The 21,017-nt window shown below is 72.4% G+C and carries 19 protein-coding genes and 2 pseudogenes; 6 read left to right on the forward strand and 15 right to left on the reverse strand.

Annotation, left to right across the window (positions count from 1 at the left end):
- Positions 1-56 precede the first annotated feature (56 nt).
- From OV090_RS26085 to OV090_RS26100, 4 genes are all read right to left on the reverse strand, one after another.
- The gene (locus OV090_RS26085) at positions 57-923 is read right to left on the reverse strand and encodes a thioesterase family protein (RefSeq protein WP_267707324.1); all 867 of its coding nucleotides are present in this window, start codon (positions 921-923) and stop codon (positions 57-59) included.
- A 130-nt stretch (positions 924-1,053) separates the two neighbouring features.
- A complete protein-coding gene (locus OV090_RS26090) occupies positions 1,054-1,854 on the reverse strand; it encodes a hypothetical protein (RefSeq protein WP_267707325.1) in 801 nt (266 codons plus the stop codon).
- Positions 1,842-2,255 (reverse strand): hypothetical protein, encoded by a 414-nt coding sequence (locus OV090_RS26095; protein ID WP_267707326.1) that lies wholly within the window; start codon positions 2,253-2,255, stop codon positions 1,842-1,844. Before OV090_RS26095 ends, OV090_RS26090 begins: the two co-directional genes overlap by 13 nt.
- Positions 2,252-2,800, reverse strand: a complete 549-nt coding sequence (locus OV090_RS26100) for an RNA polymerase sigma factor (RefSeq protein ID WP_267707327.1) — start codon at positions 2,798-2,800, stop codon at positions 2,252-2,254. The genes OV090_RS26095 and OV090_RS26100 overlap by 4 nt, the downstream gene beginning before the upstream one ends.
- A gap of 206 nt (positions 2,801-3,006) precedes the next feature.
- Here OV090_RS26100 and OV090_RS26105 point away from each other — a divergent pair, with 206 nt between their 5' ends.
- Positions 3,007-4,278, forward strand: coding sequence for an ETX/MTX2 family pore-forming toxin (locus OV090_RS26105; protein ID WP_267707328.1), 1,272 nt, complete (start codon positions 3,007-3,009; stop codon positions 4,276-4,278).
- A gap of 174 nt (positions 4,279-4,452) precedes the next feature.
- On the opposite strand, the gene OV090_RS26110 is transcribed toward OV090_RS26105, so the two are convergent.
- The 6 genes from OV090_RS26110 to coaE all read right to left on the reverse strand — a co-directional run bounded on the left by OV090_RS26110 (position 4,453) and on the right by coaE (position 11,048).
- The gene (locus OV090_RS26110; RefSeq protein WP_267707329.1) at positions 4,453-5,544 is read right to left on the reverse strand and encodes a phosphatase domain-containing protein; all 1,092 of its coding nucleotides are present in this window, start codon (positions 5,542-5,544) and stop codon (positions 4,453-4,455) included.
- Entirely contained in the window at positions 5,541-6,605 is a 1,065-nt protein-coding gene (locus OV090_RS26115; protein WP_267707330.1) for a phosphate acyltransferase PlsX, read from the reverse strand. Before OV090_RS26115 ends, OV090_RS26110 begins: the two co-directional genes overlap by 4 nt.
- Before the next feature lie 176 nt (positions 6,606-6,781).
- Entirely contained in the window at positions 6,782-7,570 is a 789-nt protein-coding gene (locus OV090_RS26120) for a nucleotidyltransferase domain-containing protein (RefSeq protein WP_267707331.1), read from the reverse strand.
- Between the two features lie 48 nt (positions 7,571-7,618).
- Positions 7,619-8,560 carry a nucleotidyltransferase domain-containing protein gene (locus OV090_RS26125; protein WP_267707332.1) on the reverse strand — a complete coding sequence of 314 codons (942 nt, stop codon included), beginning with the start codon at positions 8,558-8,560 and terminating at the stop codon, positions 7,619-7,621.
- Positions 8,561-8,760: 200 nt separating this feature from the next.
- Positions 8,761-9,861, reverse strand: a complete 1,101-nt coding sequence (locus tag OV090_RS26130) for a CaiB/BaiF CoA-transferase family protein (RefSeq protein ID WP_267707333.1) — start codon at positions 9,859-9,861, stop codon at positions 8,761-8,763.
- Positions 9,862-10,331: 470 nt separating this feature from the next.
- The gene (gene coaE / locus OV090_RS26135; protein ID WP_267707334.1) at positions 10,332-11,048 is read right to left on the reverse strand and encodes a dephospho-CoA kinase; all 717 of its coding nucleotides are present in this window, start codon (positions 11,046-11,048) and stop codon (positions 10,332-10,334) included.
- 47 nt (positions 11,049-11,095) lie between these two features.
- Between coaE and yihA the strand changes: the two genes are divergently transcribed.
- The gene (gene yihA, locus OV090_RS26140) at positions 11,096-11,779 is read left to right on the forward strand and encodes a ribosome biogenesis GTP-binding protein YihA/YsxC (protein ID WP_267707335.1); all 684 of its coding nucleotides are present in this window, start codon (positions 11,096-11,098) and stop codon (positions 11,777-11,779) included.
- Between the two features lie 237 nt (positions 11,780-12,016).
- Here the strand turns inward: yihA and OV090_RS26145 are convergent, their stop codons facing one another.
- Both OV090_RS26145 and OV090_RS26150 read right to left on the reverse strand, forming a co-directional pair.
- The gene (locus OV090_RS26145; protein ID WP_267707336.1) at positions 12,017-12,760 is read right to left on the reverse strand and encodes a hypothetical protein; all 744 of its coding nucleotides are present in this window, start codon (positions 12,758-12,760) and stop codon (positions 12,017-12,019) included.
- A complete protein-coding gene (locus OV090_RS26150; protein ID WP_267707337.1) occupies positions 12,757-13,368 on the reverse strand; it encodes a sigma-70 family RNA polymerase sigma factor in 612 nt (203 codons plus the stop codon). Before OV090_RS26150 ends, OV090_RS26145 begins: the two co-directional genes overlap by 4 nt.
- Before the next feature lie 246 nt (positions 13,369-13,614).
- On the opposite strand from OV090_RS26150, the pseudogene OV090_RS50910 reads away from it, so the two are divergent.
- From OV090_RS50910 to OV090_RS26165, 4 genes and pseudogenes are all read left to right on the forward strand, one after another.
- A pseudogene (locus OV090_RS50910) lies at positions 13,615-14,094 on the forward strand (lyase family protein); the annotation flags it as partial.
- Positions 14,095-14,291: 197 nt separating this feature from the next.
- Positions 14,292-14,408 (forward strand): annotated as a pseudogene (locus OV090_RS50915) (hypothetical protein); the annotation flags it as partial.
- A gap of 63 nt (positions 14,409-14,471) precedes the next feature.
- On the forward strand, positions 14,472-14,990 hold the full coding sequence (locus tag OV090_RS26160) for a hypothetical protein (RefSeq protein WP_267707339.1): 519 nt from the start codon (positions 14,472-14,474) through the stop codon (positions 14,988-14,990).
- A 54-nt stretch (positions 14,991-15,044) separates the two neighbouring features.
- A complete protein-coding gene (locus tag OV090_RS26165; protein WP_267707340.1) occupies positions 15,045-15,443 on the forward strand; it encodes a hypothetical protein in 399 nt (132 codons plus the stop codon).
- A gap of 128 nt (positions 15,444-15,571) precedes the next feature.
- Here the strand turns inward: OV090_RS26165 and OV090_RS26170 are convergent, their stop codons facing one another.
- The 3 genes from OV090_RS26170 to OV090_RS26180 are packed head-to-tail and all read right to left on the reverse strand — an operon-like array spanning position 15,572 to position 21,011.
- Positions 15,572-15,778, reverse strand: coding sequence for an MbtH family NRPS accessory protein (locus tag OV090_RS26170; RefSeq protein WP_267707341.1), 207 nt, complete (start codon positions 15,776-15,778; stop codon positions 15,572-15,574).
- Positions 15,775-16,722 (reverse strand): M14 family metallopeptidase, encoded by a 948-nt coding sequence (locus OV090_RS26175; protein WP_267707342.1) that lies wholly within the window; start codon positions 16,720-16,722, stop codon positions 15,775-15,777. Before OV090_RS26175 ends, OV090_RS26170 begins: the two co-directional genes overlap by 4 nt.
- Positions 16,719-21,011, reverse strand: a complete 4,293-nt coding sequence (locus OV090_RS26180; protein ID WP_267707343.1) for a DEAD/DEAH box helicase — start codon at positions 21,009-21,011, stop codon at positions 16,719-16,721. The genes OV090_RS26175 and OV090_RS26180 overlap by 4 nt, the downstream gene beginning before the upstream one ends.
- Between the last annotated feature and the right edge of the window lie 6 nt (positions 21,012-21,017).

The following is a 21,017-nucleotide window of genomic DNA, read 5'->3' on the forward strand; positions in this document are numbered from 1 at the left end:
CGAATGTGCATGTACTCTGGGACATGTCCGCGAGGGCATGTCCGAGAGAGCGCCGCTCAGCGCGACGGCGGGAGGGCCGGGCGCCGGCGCAGCACCATGCGCTGGTTGCCCCAGGCGACCAGCCGGCCCTCGTCGTCCCAGATCTCGATGTCCGCGGTGGCGTAGCCGGCCCGCGCGCGACGGCAATGGGCATGCGTCAGGAGCCACTCGCGGCGGGTGTCCTCGAGCCAGTGGACGGTGAGGTCGAGGCTGGGGGCGACGGTGTCGGCGAGGACGGGGCCGCCGATCTGGAACATCGCCGGGGGCATGGTATCGACGAGCGGCGGCAGGGCCAGCGGATCGAGCTGTCCGTCGGCCGAAGTCTGCGGGACCAGGTGGCGGTACCAGTAGGCGGCGCGGTCGAGACCCGGGGCCCAGCGATCCTCGCGCCACCACGGCTGGCCGAGCGCGCGCCGGCAGTCGTAGTTGCGGAAGAACGGCGGAGAGCCGCCGCTCTCGCCGCGCGCGTCGATCGAGGGCAGCTCGTGCGGGCCGGGCAGGGCGGGCGCGCGGACGAGGCCGAGCTCGGGGCCCGGGCGCTCGCGGCCGAAGGTGGCGACGACCTCGAGGCCGGGGGACGGACCGCCCGCCGCCGACAGTGCAGCGCGGACCTGGGTGGCGAGCTGGCCGCGGCGCAGGACGACGACGTCGATGACGAGCGGACCCTCGCCGACGGGCACGCAGAAGATGGCGGTGGCCGACAACGGCTTCAGCGTGGGATCGTCGAGCTCGGCGGCGATCGCCCGCAGGGCCGCGGTCATGAGCACGCCGCCCGAGGGCATGAAGTAGTTCCAGTGCGGTGGGAGGTCGAGGACGTAGCGGCCGGGGCCCTCGGGGCTGCGGACGACGGCGGTGTCGCGCGCGAGATCGGCGGGGTGCGTCATCGCCCGCGATGATAGCTGGAATGCCACCGAGAACAATGTTCCACGGCGCGCCCGGGCGGGTGAGCGTTGCCGCGGGGCGCCGGCGGCGAGGCACGCGGCCTGGCGTTCGGAGCATGCCGCGAGAGACATGTCATCTCTGCGACCCCAGCGCGCGCAGGCTGGCGCGGAGGTCGGCGGTGCGGGCGAACATGCTGCGGCGGAGCTCGAGCTGCGCGAGGCCGGCGACGCCGAGCAGCGACCAGCCGCCGATGATGAGGCCGCGGATCCACAGCCGCGGCAGCGGCAGGCCGACGAACAGCGGGATCAGGTCGCTGACTGCGAAGATGCCGGCGGCCGCGGTGACGAGGAGGAACGGGCGCGCCGCGGCGCCGCCCCACAGCGGGTGCAGGGCGCCGAGCAGCCACACGCCGGCGACCAGGACCACTGCGTCGCACAGCTGGACGAAGCCGAGGTGGTAGAGCCTCGGGCCGGTGATCGTCGGGTAGACGGGGCTGCCGTGGCGGACCACGGAGGCGACCTGGAAGGCGACGGCGAGGCCGACGAGGACGGCGGCGGCGAGGGCCCAGCGCCACGGTCGCGCGAGCGGAGGGACCAGCGCGCCGGCGACGATCTTGCGCCGGGCGTCGAGCAGCGAGGCGCACCACATCGCGTTGGACAGGGCCATCAACCACGTGGCGAGGCCGGGGCCGATGATTGCGTGGAGGGTCTCGCCGCCGACCGCGAGCCAGGCGGCGCACGCGAGCCAGACCCACGCGCGCCGCGGAGGATCGCCGGGCTTGTAGGCGCGCGCGACGGTGACTGTGAGGACGATTGCGACGAGCCCGAGCAACGGCACCAGCACGCCGGCGTCGAGGACGACGCGAGCGACGGCTCCGACGGCGCACAGGCCGAGGAAGGCGGCGAGCAGGCGCGGGCGGCTCAGGTCGCGCACAGCTCCCTCCACAGCGACGCGCCGAGCGCGAGCTGCTGGCGCACGAGGCCGGCGATGTCCTCGCCGACGAGCGGTCGCAGGTGCGTGAACAAAGACGCGCCGATCGACTCGACCTCGGGCCACGCGATCGGCAGGTCGGGGGCGTCGGTGCGGGTGAGGTCGAGCGCGCGGCGAGCGACCGCGGGTCCGAGCAGCGGGTTCAAGCGCGCGAGGATGAAGGCCTCGGGGCGGGCGAGCGCGGCCTGCATCGACCGGCGATCGTCGGCGCCGAGGGTCGAGACGGCGGCGAGCAGGCGCGCGCGCGCCTCGGCATGCAGCTCGGGCGTGCGCGCCGCGGCGCGGGCGTGCTCTTCGTCGACGGCGAGCGCGGCGAGCAGGGCATCCAGAGAGCGGTCGGTCATGGTCGTCCCTTCTCCACCCAGGTGAGGAGGATGGCGTCGCGCGCCGCGAGCTTATCGAAGCGAGCGCGGGCGCGGGCGAGTCGGCGCTTGATGGTCGCCAGCGACACGTCGCAGGCGTCGGCGACCTCTTCGAGCTCCATGTCGTCGAGGTAGCGCAGGGCGAACGGGATCCGCTCGTCGACCGGCAAGCGCTCGATGACGCTGCGGACGCGATGGACGGCGAGGACGACGTCTGGGCTGGCGGTGGCGGCCGGCGGATCGGGCAGGGGCTCGTCGGCGCCGGCCCAGCGCAGCCACCAGCGGCCGCGCTTGCGACGGATGTGCTCGCGCGCGACGTACACGGCGATCCCCGTCAACCAGCGCGGCAGCACCTCGGGCGCGCCGCGGACGCGATCGATGCCGCGGAAGGCCCGGAGGAACACCTCCTGCATCAGGTCGGGGGTCTCGGGGTCGAGGCCGAGGATCCGCGTGAGCACGCGAGAGACGTGATCGGCGTGGCGGTCGAACAGGTCGGTGATGGCTCGCTGGCGCTGCGCGTCGCTCAACCTTCACACGCCTCGCGAGGGTGATGCGCGACGCGGACGGGGAAGTCAAGCGCGCGCCCGCGCGACGACCTGCGAGCGCCGACTCGCGAGCGCGAGGACGCGACGAAAAATTGCTGAGCCGCGATCACGACGGCTCGCCACTTAACGGGACCCGCACCCGGCGCGCCGTCACGGCCGCGGGTCTGCGGAGCATTGGGAGGGTGGAGATGCCGACGATTACGGTCGAGATGGTGCGAGAGATGAACAAGCGGCTCGAGGCGCGCGGTTCGGCGCTGGCGATCGCCGAGCGCGAGTACCCGGACGCGCTCTACGACAAGAACCTGATCGCGCAGCCGGGTACGAGCGACGTGGCGCCGCTCATCATCGACGAGATCACGTACACCAACTGCGGCTCGGCCAAACAGTCGATCACCGCGGCGGTCGAGAAGAAGGTGGTGGACACCGTCTCGGTGAAGAAGACCCACGGGGTCAAGCTCGGCTGGAAGGTCGGGTTCGAGTTCAGCCTCGGCATCAAGTTCAAGAACGAGGTCGAGGTCGGCTACAACTTTCAGTCGGAGGACACGCAGACGACGACGGAGGAGATCCTCTACAAGTTCTCGACGCCGATCGACGTGCCGCCGATGAAGCGCGTGGTGTTCCAGGCGGTCGTGCAGCAGGAGAAGGTCAAGGACGTCCCGTTCACGATGATGGTGTTCCTCAAGGGCGGCGCGGTCTCGATGGTGCCGAAGGGGCTGGTCAAGCTGACCCGCTGGTACAACGGCACCGACCACTTCTACACCGCCGACGTCGAGCACCCCGAGGACCACGGCTACCAGGAGGAAGCGTCGCCCGGGTACCTGTTCCGCACGCAGGTCGCCGGCACCGTGCCGCTGTACCGCTACTGGAACGGCACCGACCACTTCTACACCACCGACTACAACGAGCTCCGCGAGGGCGCCCACGGGTGGAACAAGGAAGGGATCGCAGGCTACGTGTACGCGTCCGCGCAGCACGGCGCGGTGCCGCTGTACCGCTACTGGAACGACGAGGACCACTTCTACACCACCGACTTCAACGAGCTCGGCGAAGGTCGTCACGGCTACAAGCGCGAGGGCATCGCCGGCTACCTCGTCCCGCAGTCGGTGATCGAGAACGGGGTCGTCCAGGACGTCACTGCGCTGCTGCCCGAGCTCGCCGATCGCACCTTCGAGATCGCCGGCACGTTCCGCGGCGAGTCGACGGTGCGCCAGGCCAGCATCCTCCTGCTCGAGTCCGAAGCGACCGCCCAGGAGTGCCAGATCCTGGCCAGCAAGCTCGGCGGCGGCAGCAACGCCCGCTCGGCCCCGAAGGGCTTCTACGAGGTGCGCACGCCGGAGGCCGAGTTGGTCGGCAAGCAGCCGATCCAGCCGAAGGCGACCCCGAGCCCGGGGGTGCGGCTGGAGGCGAAGCCGGTCAAGACGATCCAGGCCTCGAAGCCGCCGCGCGCCGGTCGCAAGTGATCCTCGACCGCCGCCGCGCCGGCCCCGGCCTCCGGCGCGGCGATATGTCTATGGGGACATGTTCGATATGAAATGTCTATAAAGACATGTCCTGTATGACATGACCGTTGGTGACGCGGTGCTCGTACGCGGGAGCCGTTCGCGTCGCTCGTCGCTCGTCGCTCGTCGCGAGAGTCAGTCGAGCAGGCGGATGCCGAGGAAGCGGTGCTGCTGCCGGCGGAAGCGGGCCTCGTGGTAGATGCCGAGGTAGTTGATCTCGGACTCCCAGCGCGGGCCCGGCCGCTGCAGGTTCTCGAGCGAGCCGATCGCGTCCTCGAACGCGTGGAGGAAGCGCGGCACCGGGCGGCCCATGGTCGACTCGGCGGCCGCCAGCTCGCGCGACATCCGCTCGATCGTGCCGAAGTGGAGCACGCCGCGGCGCATCAGGTCTTGCAGCGAGTTGGCCAGGCGCTCGGGGGTGTAGCCGTCGGACTCCATCGCCGCGGTGACCGCGAGCAGGCCGCGCGGCTCGAGCGCGCCGGCCTCGAACAGCACCGCCGCGCCCTGGAAGTAGTTGTAGATGGCGACGACGCGCGCGCCGTAGCCGGCGAAGCGATCGAGCGGCGAGCGGCGCTCGAGGTGGATGAAGATCCGGCGGACCACCTCGCCGGAGCCGAACAGCTGGCGGTGGTACGCCATGATCTCGTCGACGTCGCCGCGGTAGACCTTGCAGGTGCTGAGGATCGCCGCCAGGCCGACGGCGTCGATGCGGCCGGCGAGGATGTCGGCGTAGACGCTGTAGATGAACGCGTCCTGCTCGGCGTCGTCGCCGAACAGGTACTCGTCGACGTGCTCGGCGGCCATGTGGCTGAGCAGCAGCGCCTTGAGCTTGTAGCCGACCTGGCCGCGGATGGCCCGGAAGCGGCCGCGCAGCAGGTTCTCCAGGTTGGGCTTGAGGATGAACATGTCGGGCTCGACGCCGTCGAGCGCGAGCTTGGCGGTCAGGACCTTGCGCATCTGCCGGGGCGAGCCGCTGATGAAGGTGACGCGCCGGTGGCTGCGCTCGCGCGGGTCGAGCAGCGCGCGCAGGAGGGCGCTGGCGCCGGCCACCGCGACCTTGTCCTCGGCCTTCTGGCGGAAGGTCCGGATCAGGTCTTTGACCGTGTCGAACTCGGTGCGCAGGTAGGTCTTGTCGAGGTCCCAGCGCAGGTGCATGAAGCGGCGCGGCTGCAGCGCCTGTCCTTCGGGACTGGTGGGCTCGGACGGGTCGGTGGGATCGGTCGTCATGTCGCCTCCGGGTCGGGCGGGCTCGCCGGCGACGCGCTCAGGCCGTGGAACTCGGCCACGCCAGCGCTGATGGCGGCGATGACTTGCAGGCGGTCGATCTTGGCGCCGAGGCGGATCGCGTTGAGGAAGGCGCGCCGGCCGGAGTCGGCCTGGGTGACCATCACCGCGCGATCGAAGCCGAGCAAGGGCGCGCCGCCGTAGTTCTCCCAGTCGGTGAACTCGCGGATCGCCGAGATGCCGTCGCTCAGCATCTGCACGCCGACCCGCCACTGGAACTTCTCGGCCGCGCGCCGCAGCAAGCTCTCGCCGGTGGCCGCGACGCCCTCGAGCGTGCGCAGCAGGACGTCGCCGGAGAAGCCGTCGGTGACGATGACGTCGGCGTCGCCCGAGGTCACGCTGTCGGCGCGGATGCAGCCGACGTACTCGAAGGCCGGCCGGGCGGCGAGCAGGCGGCGATGGGCCTCGCGCGCACGGGCGGGCGCGTTGGAGATGCCGTGGCCGTTACACAGGAGGGCCACGCGCGGGCGATCGATGCGCGAGATCTTGGCGGCATAGGCCGCGCCCATGGCGGCGAAGGTGACGAGGTCGTCGCCGCTGCACTCGACGGTCGCGCCGACGTCGAGCAGCAGCGCGAACAGGTCGGACACCGGGCCGTGCGGGCGCAGGGTCGGGTAGACGGCCGCGAGGGCGGCGTGGGGGACGCCGGGGATCCGGCCGAGGATCTGCTGCGCGCTGGCGACGATGAGGCCCGGCGCGCCGGCCGAGACGAACACCGCGCTCGGGTCGCGGGCGGCGATCTCGAGGCCGACGACGACGCTGTTGCGCGGGGCCTGGCGCAGCACCTCGGCCGCGTCCAGGTCGGGCTCGCAGCGGTCGCGGGCGTGGGCGACGCGCAGGCGCTCGGCGTCGTGGGCGATCTTCGCCAGCGCCGACGTGATGTCGGATTCGTCGCCGACGACGGTGATCTGGTGATCGAGCTGCAGGCTGGCGATCGCGGCGGCTTCAAGCGCCTCGCGCCCGCCGTCGCGACCTGCACAGCTGTCGAGGACGATGTGAGCCACGGCGTCAAAGCTGTTGTAGCAGAGTCCGGGGGGCGGGCGTGCGGCGGCGCGGGGCCGATCCCGGGCCCCGCTGCGGACGAGCGCAAGCTCGGGCAAGCAGGCCCGGCGGGCCGTGGAGCACGCGATGGGCCGCCGGGGTCGGGCGGGACACGAGCGGGCGCGCAGCGGCGCGGCGTTCACAGGCGTCGACGCCGCAATTCGACCAACCACGCCTCGCACGCGACCTCGTTCGGGGGATCGGCCGGCAGCGGGCTGTGCTCCAGGGCCGCCTGGAGGTCGGCCTCGAGCCTGGGCCAGGCGGCGCGGTGCAAGGCGTCGATTTCCTGGGATACCGCGCCCTTTTCGGCGCCCTCGACCTTGATGCGGATCAGCGCGAGCGCGTCGTCGTAGCCGTAGAGCGGGGCGAGGCGCCGCAGGTCGGCCTCGAGCTCGCCGGTGCGGAGCAGGTGGACCCCCGTGAGCGCGACACGGTAGGCGTAGAGGAGGCTCTTCGCCCGCGGCACCGGCTCGCGCTCGTGCTCGCGGCACATGCCGCGGAAGAAGCCCTGGTAGTGGCGGATGAACCGGCGCGACACGGCCCCGCGCGCCAGCGCCTGCAGCTCCTCGATCTCCGGCGACTCGTAGAGCTGAAACGGCGTGAGCAGGCGCTCGATCATGTTGCCGTTCCCGGAGAGCAGCAGGGACAGCGCGCGGCCGACCTCGGTGAGGCTGAGGTCGCACTCGAGGCCCTCGAACTCGGTGAGGCGCTCGACGGCGTCGTTCGGCCGGCGCAGGCCCAGCAGCGAGCGCGTCGGGGCGATGAACACGCCCTTGAGGTCGAGGTCGCTGTCGGGCGAGCTGAAGCCGTAGTCGTGGCTGCCGGTGACGCCGCACTGGAACACGTCGCCGGGCACGGCGCAGGTGAAGATGAAGCGGCGCCCGAGGTCGAGGTCGGGCAGGGCGTTGGGCGGCAGATCGACGGTCATGATGGCCTTACGGACATGTTGGAACGGGCATGTCCTTTGGGAAAGACGTCAGGAGGGGCCGCGCGCGGACACCTGGGCGAGGGCGCGGCCGACGAGGTCGGCGCACAGGGCGTCGAGGGCGGCCTCGTCGGGCGCGAGCGGCAACGGCGAGCCGGCGACCGCCGCCTGGGTGCGCTGGTGGAGGGCGTCGGCGGCCTCCATGAGCTTGTCGTAGCTCCACGCGCCGCCGCGGATCGACAGCAGCTCGTCGCGGTCGTCGCGGCGGACCTTGAGCGTGCCGGTCTCGACGATCTCGGCGCCCATGCGCAGCAGGCGGATGAGGTGCATGCCGTGCTTGGTGTCGTAGCCGTACTCGGCCTCGAGCGCGCTGCGCCTGGGGTTCCGCGTCTTGAGCCAGCTCTGGTAGGCCTCCCACTCCTTGCGCGCGGCCTTGTAGCGGCGCTCGCGGTCGAGGACGCCGAGGAAGTTGGTGGTGAGGTCGGCCTCAGCCATGCGCCCGTCGGCGAGCATGGCCTCGACCGCGCCCATCTGGTCGCGCGAGATCAGGCGGGTCTCCGGCAGGTCGAACTCGGCGCGGGTCGGCTCGTGCGTGGGCGGGTGCATGACCCACTTGCGGTGGGTCTTGATCCGCGCGAGCTGGCTCATCGCGTAGCCGGAGAAGCTGTCCTTGACCCGCAGCGACAGGAACCTGTCGCGCTCGGCCAGCAGGCGCTCGCCCAGGGGCGTGCACACGGTGTGGCAGTCGGGCGGCGTCCACAGCAGCTCGAGCACCGTGGGGTTGGCGGCGGCGGCGAGGCGGCAGTACTTGCGGATCTCGAAGCGGACGTGATCGGCCGACAGCTCGATCTGCTCCGGGCCGCCGATGAAGCCGTGGTACCAGGCCGCCGGCCCGACGAGGATGCCCTTGAGGTCGACGTCGGAGGTGGGCGTCTGGAGGCCGTAGGCTTGCGAGCCGTGGACGGTCTCGTAGAGGAGCAGGCTGTCGGCCATGAGAGGGCGACGATAGCACGGGGCCATGCTGCCGGCCGGGGGCCTGCGGTGCGCGTGTTCGTGGAGTGAGCGGCGTTCGGCGGGGCGCGTGTCTCTGGGGACAGGTTGCGTCGCTGCGGTCGAGTTCGCGCGCGGCGGTGCTTTCGGGACAGAGCGAGCGCGAGCCGGCGGGGCGAGTCGCGGCTGGTCTTCGGGACAGGTCAGCGGCGCGCGAACTCGGCGAGGACGGCGTCGGTGTCCTGGCCGAGCGCGGGGGCGCTGCGCTCCGGGGTGCGGCCCAGCGAGGGGAAGAACGGACCGACGCCGCGGAACGAGCCGGCGGGGGTCGGCGTCGCCTCGGTGAGGTCGTCGAGGCGCGGCTCGTGCGGGGCGGCGTCGAGGTCGTGGACCGGCCAGACCGGGAGGTCGTGGGACGCGAGCAGGGCCAGCCAGTGGTCGCGCGGGTGGCCGGCGAGGTGCTGCTCCATCGCCGCGGCGGCCTCCTGCCCGGCGGGCCCGGTGTCGAGGCCGAGGCCGGCGAGGTCGGGGCGGCCGACGACCTGGGCGAAGGCGAACCAGAACTTGGGCTCGAGGCAGCCGACCGACAGCTCGCGGCCGTCGCCGCAGCGGTAGGCGCGGTAGGCCGGGGCGCGACCGCCCAGGACGGCCTCGGACATGCCGCCGCCACCGCCCGCGCGCTCGGCCCAGGCCCAGGTGACGAACGGCAGCGGGCCCGAGAGCAGCGGCTGTTGGACGAGGCCGCCGCGCCCGGTGCGAGCGCGCCGCAACAGGGCCGCGAGCACGCTGCTGCAGGCGAGCAGGCCGCTGGTGACGTCGGCCAGCTGGAGGCCGACGATGCCCTCGGTCCGCAGCGCTCGCAGCAGGCCGGTGAGGCCGGTGAAGTTGAGGTCGTGGCCGACCGCCGAGCTGACCGAAAAGCCAGGTAGCGAGCAGAGCACGAGGCCGGGGTTGTCGGCCAGGAGCTCCTGCTCGGGCAGTCCGAAGCGCGCCATGGTGCCGGGACGGAAGCTCTCGATCAGGACGTCGGCGCCGGCGGCCAGGCTGCGCAGGGCGGCCGCTCCCGCCGGAGTGCGCAGGTCGAGGCCGACCGACTCTGCCCCGCGAAAGAAGGCGATGAAGCCGGCCCCGACGCCGTCGATCAGCGGCGGGGCGTGACGCATGAGGTCGCCCGTGGCCGGATCTTCGACCTTGATCACGCGCGCGCCGAGGTCGAGCAGACAGCGCGCGAGCACGGCCCCGGGCAACATCCGCGAGACGTCGACGACCACGGTGCCGGCGAGAGGGAGAGAGTCGCTCGTCATCGCCTCCGGCTATATCACGAGCGGCCCAGGGGAGCGGCGAGGCGGCGACGGGGCGAGCGGCGAGGCGGTGAGCGGCGAGGCGGCGACACGGCGAGCGGCGCGGCGGCGCGGCGGCGACGCGGCGAGGCAGTGACGAGGCGAGGCGGCGAGCGACGATCTGGCAGGCAGCGAGCAGCGACCCGGCGACACGGCGAGCGGCGCGGCGGCGAGGCGGCGACGAGGCGAGGCGGCGAGCGAGGATCTGGCGGCAGCGAGCGGCGACGCGGCGAACGGTGAGCGACGAGGCGGCGAGCGGCGTTTCGGCGAGCGACGAGCCCAGCAAGCGCCCCGGGCGGCCGCAGCAGGGCGACCGCGTGCGCGGACTCTTTGGAACATGTCCGAGCGGTCATGCTCCGAGCGACATGTATTTGAGAGCATGCGCGAACGGGCATGTCCGATGGGACAGGCCCTTCAGGACAGCGTCGCCGGGCTCAAGGCTTGGGCAGCGGCGGCGGGCGCGGGGGGCCGCCGGCGGCCGGGCGCGGCGGGGGCGGCGGGACGGCGGGCCGGGCGGGGCCGCCGTCCTTGGCCTCGCCGGCGGGCCGCGGGATCGTGACGCTGCGCAGGGCCGGCAGGAGGTCCAGGACCTGCTGCTTGAGGTGCCCGAGGTCCTTGTCGTTCTCGAGGATGAAGTGGGCGCGGGCGCGGCGGGAGGCGTCGTCGAGCTGGGCGGCCAGCCGGGCGCGGACCTCGGGCTCGGTGAGCCGGTCGCGGGTGACGACGCGGGCGATCCGCTGCGCCTCGGGGGCCGAGACCAGGATCACTGCCTTGACCTGCTTGTCGAGGCCGGTCTCGAACAGCAGCGGCACCTCGTAGACGACCAGCTTGTGCCCGGTGGCGGACAGGGTGGCGAGCACGTCCTGGAAGCGCTCGCGGATCCGCGGGTGCAGGATCGACTCGAGCTTCTGCCGCAGGGAGGGATCTTTGAAGACGAGGGCGCCGAGCTTGCGGCGGTTGAGCTCGCCGTTGTCGTCCAGCACGCCCTCGCCGAAGGCCGCGACCACCGCGCCGAGACCCTCGCTGCCGGGGGTCACGACGACGCGGGACAGCTCGTCGGCCGAGACGACCGGGATCCCGCAGTCCTCGAAGATCTCGGCGGCGGCGGACTTGCCGCTGCCGATCCCGCCGGTGAGGCCGTAGACATCCATGACCTCGGAGCTTAGGTGGCGGCGCGCTTTTAGTATAGTCCGCGCCCATGACCCAGCCGTCCAAACCCGAGAAGAGCAGCACAGGCGGCTGGCGCGTGACGTCGGCGACGTTCGAGCGCAGCGCCGACAAACTGGGGGCGGCACCGCCCGGGGATCTGCCCGAGATCGCCATCACCGGCCGCTCGAACGTGGGCAAGTCGAGCCTGCTCAACGCGTTCGCAGGCCAGCGCGCGCTGGCTCGCGTGAGCTCGACGCCGGGGCGCACGCAGCTGCTCAACTTCTTCCGCGCGACGCTCCGGCATCCGCGCCACGGCGACATGGGGCTGCGCTGGGTCGACCTGCCCGGATACGGCTACGCGGCCGCGCCGCACGCGGTGCGAGCGTCGTTCGGGCCGATGATCGAGGGCTACCTGCGCAAGCGCGAGGCGCTCAAGGGGCTGGTGCTGCTGATCGACGCGCGCCGCGAGGTCAGCGAGTACGACCACGCGCTGCTCGACTTCATGGCCGACCGCGCGCTGTGGACCATCGTCGCGATCACCAAGGCCGACAAGCTCAGCAAGAGCGAGCGCGGGCTGGTGACCAGCGGCATCGCTCGCGCGCTGGAGCTGCCGCGCGGGCAAGTGCTGGTGACCAGCGCGACCAGCGGGCTCGGGTTCACCGACGGCGGGCTGGCCGAGGCGGTGGCGCGACGCCTGCGAGCGGACGCGCCGGACCTGGCCGAAGAGACATAGAGGCGCCCTACAGGCGAACGCTCCGTTTGCCGGCGAGGGCATCGGGCCCGCAGCAAAGGGGCGCCGAGCGGGACCGAGAGCGAGAGTCCGTCTACGCCGACGCGGGGCGGGCATCGAGTCCCGCTACTGTCGGAGGGGTGCGTTCACCCGCAGCATGCATCCAGTCGCGTGAGGGCGCCGCGGGCTGACCGATGAGACATGCGCTCGGGGCATGCCTGAACGGACATGTCTCGGAGGTCAGCGAGCGCGCGGGGCGTCGGCGCTGGTGCGGACCAGGTGGCCGAGCTCGAGCAGGGCCTCGAGGCTCTGCTCGAGGCTGACCTCGCCGACGCGGTCCGGGTCCTCGCGCAGGGTGTGACGCACGCCGCCCACGTCGAACACGACCTGCGGGCGGCCGTCGGCGCCGCGGCCGAGGTGGTAACGGGAGCCGCGGTACAGCTGCACGCGCTCGGGGAGCGCGTCGGCGCTGGCCTGGTCGCGGTGGTCGATGACGCGGCGCGGGCCGACCTCGTAGATGACGTCGTCGCCGGTGGGCAGCGCGACCGGCTGCAGTGGGCTGCTGTCCTCGGGGACATCCACGAGCCGCACCGCGAGGTCACGCGGGCCGGCGTCGCGGGTGGGAGCGGCCGGGCCGGGCAGGGTGCGCGCGACCAGGAACAGGCCGAAGGCGGCGGCGCCGGCGGGGAGCATCAAGGCGCTGCCGCGGAGGAAGTTGCGCCACCGCGACGGCTGCGGCGCAGCGGCCGGCTTGGGCGCAGTCTCGCGGTCGATGGCGTCGAGCTCGAGCAGGACGCGAGCTCGCAGCGCCTGCGGGGCGGTCGCCCGCGGCAGGTCGCGCAGGAGCTGGCGGATCCGCAACTGCTCTTCGGCGACCTCACGCAGGGCAGGATCGCGGGCGAGCTGGGCCTCGACTTCGGCGCGCTCGGCTTCGGTGAGCTCGCCGTCGATGAAGGGCTGGAGCGTGTGAAGATCGTGGCTCATGAGCGGGCAGAAGCGGCGCGGTTGCGGTAAGCGTCAAGAGATACGGGGGCGTCGGGTTCTTCGGCGAGGCCGGCGTCGACGGCGTGACGGTAGAGCAGGCTGTGCAGCTGCCGGCGTCCGCGGTGGATCCGGCTCATCACGGTGCCGATCGGGCACTCCATCGCCTCGGCGATCTCCTTGTAGGAGAGGCCCTCGATGTCGGCGAGCACCACCGCCATGCGGTAGTCGGGCGGCAAGCGCTGCAGCGCGGCGTCGATCTCCTCGCGCAGGTGGAGCTGCGAGGTGGCGGCCTCCGGGCTCGGCGGGGCGGCGATGGGACCCTCGCCGACGGCCGCGAACTCCTGCTCCAGACCCTCGGCGAGCGCGCGCTCGCGGCCCTGGCGGTGGTAGCGCGTGATGAAGGTGTTGCGCAAAATCGTGAAGACCCACGCTCGCACGCTCGATCCCGGGCGGAAACTGGCCCAGAAGCGATACGCGCGGACCAGGGTCTCCTGCACCAGATCTTCGGCTTCGGCGCGGCTGCGGGTGAGCCGCAAGGCCGCGCCGAAGAGGCTGTCGACGTGGCCCAGCACGGTGGACTCGAAGGCCCTGCGAGCGGTGGCGTCCATGCGGTCGGGGTACCGGGGGGGGTTGGAAGTTATTTCAGGCCGGAACGCCGGTCCGTGAAATCGGGGCGTAAAACTTGGATGGGCCTGCGGCGGCTGCGCGGGAAGTGGTCGAAATCGTGCGCTTTCTCGTCGCGCTGGGGTGCTCGGGAGGCGGGGGTGCGACAAGCGCGCGGTTAAGCTCTCGCCGCCATGGAAGCCGTGGATCGCTACGACAGCCCCCTCGCCACCCGTTATGCCACGCCGGCGATGGTCGCCAACTTCAGCGACCGACGACGGGCGCTGCTGTGGCGCGACCTGTGGATCGCCCTGGCCGAGGCGGAGCGGGCGCTCGGGGTGCCGATCTCGGACGCGCAGGTGGCGGCGCTGCGGGCGGCCCGCGAGCGCATCGACTTCGCCCGGGTGGCCGAGCACGAGGCGCGGCTGCGGCACGACGTGATGGCCCACATCGAGCACTTCGGCGAGGTCGCCGGGGCCGACGCGGGCAAGGTGATCCACCTCGGAGCGACGAGCTGCTACGTGGCCGACAACGCGGAGCTGGTGATGATCCGCGACGGGCTCGAGATGCTGATGGACCGGCTGGTGGCGGCGCTCGACGCCCTGGCGCGGTTCGCCGGTCAGCACCGGTCGCTGGCGACGCTGGCGTACACGCACTTCCAGCCGGCGCAGCTGACGACGGTCGGCAAGCGGGCGTGCCTGTGGGCCCAGGATCTCGGGCTCGACCTCGAGACTCTCGAGCAGCTGCGCGCGCGCCTGCCGTTCCGCGGGGTCAAGGGCACCACCGGGACGCAGGCGTCGTTTTTGGCGCTGTTCCACGGCGACCACGCGAAGGTGCGGGCGCTCGATCGGGCGGTGGCGGAGGCGATGGGCTTCGCCGGGTCGATCGCGGTCAGCGGCCAGACGTACACCCGCAAGATCGACACGTGGTGGTCTCGGCGCTGGCCGACGTCGCCGGCTCGGCGGCCAAGATCGCGGTCGACCTGCGGCTGCTCGCGCACAAGCGAGAGGTCGACGAGCCGTTCGAGGCCGATCAGGTCGGGTCGTCGGCGATGGCCTACAAGCGCAACCCGATGCGGAGCGAGCGGATCTGCGGGCTCGCCCGGTTCGTGCACTCGCTGGCGACGAGCCCGCGGGAGACGCACGCGAACCAGTGGTTCGAGCGCACCCTCGATGACAGCGCGAACCGCCGACTGACCATCACCGAGGCGTTCCTGGCGACCGATGCGATCCTCAACCTGTTGGTCGACATCACCTCGGGGCTGGTGGTTCACCCGCCGGTGATCGCGGCCAACATGCGCGACGAGCTGCCGTTCATGGCGACCGAGAACGTGTTGATGCGGGGGACCAGCGCCGGTCACAGTCGACAGGAGCTGCATCGACTGGTCCGCGCCCACAGCCTCGAGGCGGTGGCGGGGATGAAGCGCGGCGAACCCAATGACCTGATGGCGCGCATGCAGGCGGACGCGGTGCTGGGACCGTTCGTCGACGCGGACCTCACTGCGCCGGCGCGCTACGTGGGGCGGGCGCCCGAGCAAGTCGACGAGTTCCTGGCGGAGTTCCTCGGGCCCTTGCTGGCACGCCACGAGGCGCGTCGCGGTCGCTTCTCTGCCGGTGTGCGGGTGTAGCGGACGAGCGGCCGGGACGGGCCGCGCGAGGCGTGTGCTATCCTCCGCGCGCCCATGAACCTCCACGTGCATGCCCCCTGGCTCCGCGCCGCCGGTGACGAAGACAACGCCCCCGACGAGGAAGCCCTCGACGAAGAGTACGACGAGGACGAGGACGAGGACGAGGACGACGACGAGTACGAGGACGACGAAGAGGGCGAGGACGAAGAGGACGAAGACGAAGAGGACGAGGACGAAGAGGGCGAGGACGAAGAGGACGACGAGGAAGAGGACGACGAGGACGACGACGACGAGGAAGAGGACGACGACGACGACGACGACGAGTACGAGGACGACGAGGAGTACGACGACGACGACGAGTACGACGACGACGACGACGAGGATGACGACGACGACGAGGAAGAAGAGGACGACAAGGAGAACGACAAGGACCCCGGTCGCTTCGTCGTGTAGCTAGCCGCTGGTCGAGCGCGCCCCCCGAGTGCGCGGCCACGAGATGCCGCGCCCGTTTCTCCTCGAAAAGCCCCTGGAACTATGTCCGGGAGCAAAATCGTTCAGGGCCCGCCGTGATCCGTGCGGCGCTACTCCTCGGGCTGGTCCATGCGCTTGCGCAGGCTCAGCGGGCGCATGTCGGTCCAGACCTCGTTGATGTAGGCCAGGCACTCTTCTTTGAGCCCGGACTTGCCGGCTTCGCGCCAACCGAGCGGGATCTCGCGATCCTCCGGCCAGATCGAGTACTGCTCTTCGTGGTTGACGACGACCTTGTAGCGGGTGGTGTCTTCGCTCATGCGCCGCGATCGTAGGCGGGCGGGCGCTCGAGCTGCAAGGCGGCGGTGAAGTAGGCGCACACGCCGGACACATCGTTCTCGACCCAGGGCGCCGGATCGCGCGGATTGAAGCGCCAGAACACGCTCGGCGCGCGCCAGTGCTGACGCCAGCTGGCGAAGATCGTGAACGTCTCGACGCACACCGCCCACGTGCCGTGGACGTGGTGCTGGTGATCTTCCTGCTCGCCGGTGAAGGTGTCGAAGATCCGGCTGGCGAGGCGGAAGTAGCGGTGGTGCGGCTGAGCCCGGCGAAAGGTCCGGCACAGCCGGCGATACGTGGCGTAGGCGCGCCGATCGGTGACGCGCGCCGGGATCAGCGTGCCCATGAACGAGTGGAAGTTGGCGGCGACGACGAACTTCTGCGCGCCGAACAGGCGATCGAGGGCGGCCGTCTCGGGCTCGCTGAGCGGATGCGGGCCCCGGTAAGTGGCGTCGCCCGGGCGATCGGAGCCGGCCCCGGGCAGCCAGCTCGGACCGGCGCCGCCGGGGCGCGGATAGTTGCGGTTGAGATCGACGCCGTGGGCGTTGCCTCGCAGGTGCGGCAACCGTCCGTGCCCGCCGGCGGCGAAGGTGCGGGCATAGCCGTCCGGGTTGATGCTCGGCACCACCCACAGCTCGGCCTGCGAGCGCAACGAGACGAGGCGCGGATCGCCGTCAGCGAGCGCGCGCAGCAGGCCGATGGCGACCCGGCCGGCGATGAACTCGACGCCGTGGATGTTGGCGCCGCAGAAGACACGTGGCCGATCGGACAGGGTCGAAGGGACACGTACGGCGACCAGCGGTCGGCCCTCGACGCTGGTGCCGTACTCGACGAGCTCGCCCCCGACACGGGCCGCGAGGGCGGCGACCTCGGTCGCGCGGCCCTCGGGGCTGGGGTAGGGAGCGAGCTCGTCGGCGGGGTTCACGTGCCCGGCTCTTCGGCCAGCGGGAGCACCGACTCGAACTCGAGCGGGTCGAGCCGGATCTCGGTGGCCTCGCCGCGCGGCGCGTCCTCGAAGTCCTCGGGCAGCGGCGCCCGCAGGTCCTCGCGCGTGTTCTCGGCCCGCTCGAGCGCGAGGCCGATGCCGTCAACGACGACGGCGGTGAGGACCGAGTGGCAGCGCTCGATCTCGGAGTCGTGGATCCGGAACAGCGTGCTGGCGTCGCGCACGGTGAGGTCGCGGATCGACCGGCCCTCAAGGCCGAGGTAGTCGCGCAGCAGGTTGCGGATGCTGGACGACTTGTGGCCGTGGACGCGCCCGAGGTTCAGCTGAACCTTGGTGTACTCGCGGTCGTCGGCGTCGGCGGTGGCCGAGGCGGCCGGCCGCGCCGGAGCGCTGACGGGCGTGTGCTGCCGCGGCGGACGAGTGGGCGCGGGGCTCGGCGCGGCGGCCACGGGCGCGGCGACAGGCGCGGGCGGCGGTGCGACGGGCTCGGGTTCGACGTTGGTCGCGCCGAACTTGCTGTCGTCGAAGTCGCGCGCGGAGTACTTGCTCGACCAGACCTCCCAGAAGTCCTTGTGCGGCGGCGCGGTCAACTCCGGCGGGGCCGCGGGGGCGGCCTTCTTGCGGCGACGACGGCGGCGACGCTTCTTCGCGTCGGCGTCGGTCTCGCCGGGTTCGGCGGTCGGACCCGCGGCGACTTCGGCGTCGGCGTCGGCGTCGGCGTCGGTCTCGGTCTCGGCCTCGGTATCGGACTCGGACTCGGTCTCGTCGTCCTCCTCGGTCTCGACCTCGGCCGACTCAACCTCGGCGTCGCGCCGCGACACGTCCTCGAGCTCGACCTCGCCCTCTTCCTGCAAGGTCTCGATCACCGCCTGGCGACGGTCGAGCAGCGCGAACTCGTCGATGTTGTCGAGCTCGCCGAACTCGCTGGTGACGACCTCGAGCTCGGCCTCGTCGATGTCGATGACGATCTCCTCCTGCGAGGGCCGCCGCGGGGCCGGCGGGGGCAGGGGCTCGGGCGCGGCCACCACGGGCGGAGCCGCGGGACGCGGACCCTCCAGGCCCGGACGGCCCCGCCGCTTGCGCCGGCGCTTGCGGCCGCCGGGCGCCAGAGCGAGGTCATCGTTCCTGGCCTCGGGGCCAGCCTCGCCGGCGGACGCCTCGGCCTCGCCGGACTCGTCGTCGCCCTCGTCCTCGCCGACGACGCCACCGGCCTCGCTGACCGGCGCCGTCTCTTCACCCGGGCCGCCGCGCCGCCGACGCCGCTTGCGACGCCGCTTGCGCCGCTCGCTGGCCTCGTCGAACGACTGGCCGGGGGTCGCCGTGCCGATCAGGTCGCCGGCGCCACCTGGCGTTGCGACCATGTCCGCCGGGACAGGCGCGGGCTGACTGGTCGCGTCGAGCTCGACCCCGCCCGGGACCGCGGCGCGGACGCCCGGCTGGATGTGGGGCCACTGGACGAAGCGACCGCGGTCGCCACGACGGCCGCGGAGGCCGAAGGGGATCCAGCGGCCGGTCTCGCCGGTGCTCTGGACCAGGTCGACGGAGGGCGCGGCCACGGGCGCGGCCCCCTGCACGGCGGTCGCGGCCTCGGCGGACGCAACCTCGGCGGCCGGAGTGAGCGGCGCTTCGGCGTCGCGGCGCGGACGGCGGTCGTCGTCGCGGCGCGAGCGACGGTCGTCGTCACGGCGCGGTCGACGGTCGTCGTCGCGGCGCGAGCGACGGTCGTCGTCGCGGCGCGGTCGACGATCGTCGTCGCGACGCGGGCGGCGATCATCGTCGCGGCGCGGGCGATCGTCGTCGCGGCGCGGACGATCGTCGTCGGCGCGGCGGGGACGATCGTCGTCACGGCGGGGACGATCGTCGTCGGCGCGGCGGGGACGGTCGTCGTCACGGCGGGGACGGTCGTCGTCACGGCGGGGACGGTCATCATCACGGCGCGGGCGGTCATCATCACGACGCGGGCGCTCGTCGTGGGAGCGCTCGTCGGCGCGACGAGGGCGGTCGTCGTCACGGCGCGGGCGCTCGTCGTGGGAGCGCTCGTCGGCGCGACGAGGACGCTCGTCTTCGCGGCGCGGACGCTCCTCCTCGCGGGGGCGCTCGTCGGCGCGGCGCTCTTCGTCGCCGCGGGGCTGCTGCTCGTCGAGGCGCGGGCGCTCGTCGTCTCGGCGCAGGCGCTCCTCGTCGCGGCGGCGGCCGAACCGCTCGTCGCGCTCGGGCCGGCGATCGCGGCGGTCACGACGATCGTCGCGGTCGCGGCGGCCGAAGCGATCGTCGCGGTCGCGGCGCTCGCGGTACTCGGGACGACCGGCCGGGCGCTCCTCGCCGTCGCGCGACTCGTATGTCCGCGGGGACAGGTCGGCGCGGGGCGCCTCGCCGTCGACGGGGGCGGCCTCGGCGGCCGGACGCTCGCCGTCCTCGACCTGGGCCTGCGGGGGCGGCTGCTTCATCGCCCGCTCGAGCAGGAGGCCGATGACGCGCTCGCCGCGGGGGTCGGCCATGAGGTTGCGGGCCAGGAGGACCCACTCGGGCGAGACCAGCTCGGGGAAGCGCTTGCTGATCCCGTCGAGCTTGACCTCCATGCGCTGCGCCGCCAGCTGATCGGCGGGCGGCAGGAAGCGCTCGCGGAACACGATCGTGTCGTACTGCAGCTTGAGGTAGTAGAAGTTGCCGAGCTCGCGGGCGTGGATCAGCGAGATCGCGGTCCCCGTGCGGCCGGCGCGGCCGGTGCGGCCGGTGCGGTGGATGTACACCTCGGCGGCCTCGGGGAACGAGTAGTTGATGACGTGGCTGACGTGGCTGATGTCGATGCCACGCGCCGCGACGTCGGTAGCGACGAGGAAGCGGAGCTTGTGCTCGCGCATCATCCCCATGACCTTCTCCCGCGCCGCCTGCGTCAGGTCGCTCGACAGCTCCTCGGCCTGGTAGCCCTCGCGCCGCAGCACCGAGGCGACCAGCTTGGTCTCCTCGCGCGTGTTGCAGAACACGATCGCCCGCGCCGGCTCCTCGACGACGATGACGTCGAGCAGGTCGCGGGTCTTGATGGCGCCGCTGACGATGTAGTAGGCGTGGTCGATCTCCGCCGCGGCGACCTGGTCGCCGGACAGCTGGACCTCGACCGGCGACTTCATGTAGCGCTTGGCGATCCGCTGGATGTCGCTCGGGATCGTGGCCGAGAACAGCGCGGTGAGGTGCTTGCCGGTGCAGGCGTCGAGGATCGCGCGGATGTCCTCGAGGAAGCCCATCGACAGCATCTCGTCGCACTCGTCGAGCACCACTGTGGCGACCTTCGAGAGATCGAGCGAGCGGCGACGGATGTGGTCGAGGACGCGGCCCGGGGTGCCGACGACCGCGTGGACGCCGGCCTTGAGCGCGGCCAGCTGCGGCTGCATCGGCGTGCCGCCGTAGATCGGCAGCACCTCGACCGGGGTCTCGACGGCCAGGCGCCGCAGCTCGTCGCAGACCTGCTTGGCGAGCTCGCGGGTCGGCAGCAGGACGAGCAGCTGGACGCCCGTCTGCTGGGCCGGACGCGGGTCGAAGCGACCGGCGAGCCAGGGCATGCAGAAGGCGCCGGTCTTGCCGCTGCCGGTGTGCGACTGGACCAGGACGTCGTGGCCGGCGTGCAGGGGCGGGAAGCTCAGCGCCTGCACGGGTGTGGGACGGGTCCAGCCCATGCGAGCGATCGCTCGCCGCAGCGCGTCGGGCAGCTCGAGCTCGTCGAACGACTCGGGCAGCTTCGGCGGCTCGGGCTCGGCGACGGCCTCGACCGGAGCGTCGATCGCGGGCGCCGATTCGGCGGCGACCGCCTCGTCGACGGGCGCGTCGGCAGCGACCGGAGCCTGGTCGACGGGCGCGTCGGCAGCAGCCGGGGTCTCTTCGGCAGCGATCGCTTCGGCGTCGGCCGGGGCCTCGTCGGTGGCGACCACTTCGCTGGCCGCGTCGGCGACGACGGGAGCATCGGGGGCTGCCTCGTCGGCCGCGATCGCGGTCGCCTCGGACGGGGCATCGCCGGTGGCGTCGGCGACCGCCGCTTCGAGGGCGTCAGGCGCATCCGCGGCGATGCTCGGCGCAACGGCCTCCGCGGGGGCAGGGGCCTCGTCAGCAGCGGCTTCGGCGGCCGGGTTCGAGATCTGGGGGGGAACGGAGTCGCTGGGAGGCGGGGACTGCTCGGCGGCCTGGGCGGGCGAAGCGTCGGACCCGGCGTCCTCAGCGGACGGGGAAGCGATCGGGGCTCGGTCCGGCTGGTCGCCGGACGAGGGATTTTGGGACATGGTGAG

It is taken from the genome of Nannocystis sp. RBIL2, from assembly GCF_026626745.1.
Taxonomy (GTDB): Bacteria; Myxococcota_A; Polyangia; order Nannocystales; family Nannocystaceae; genus Nannocystis.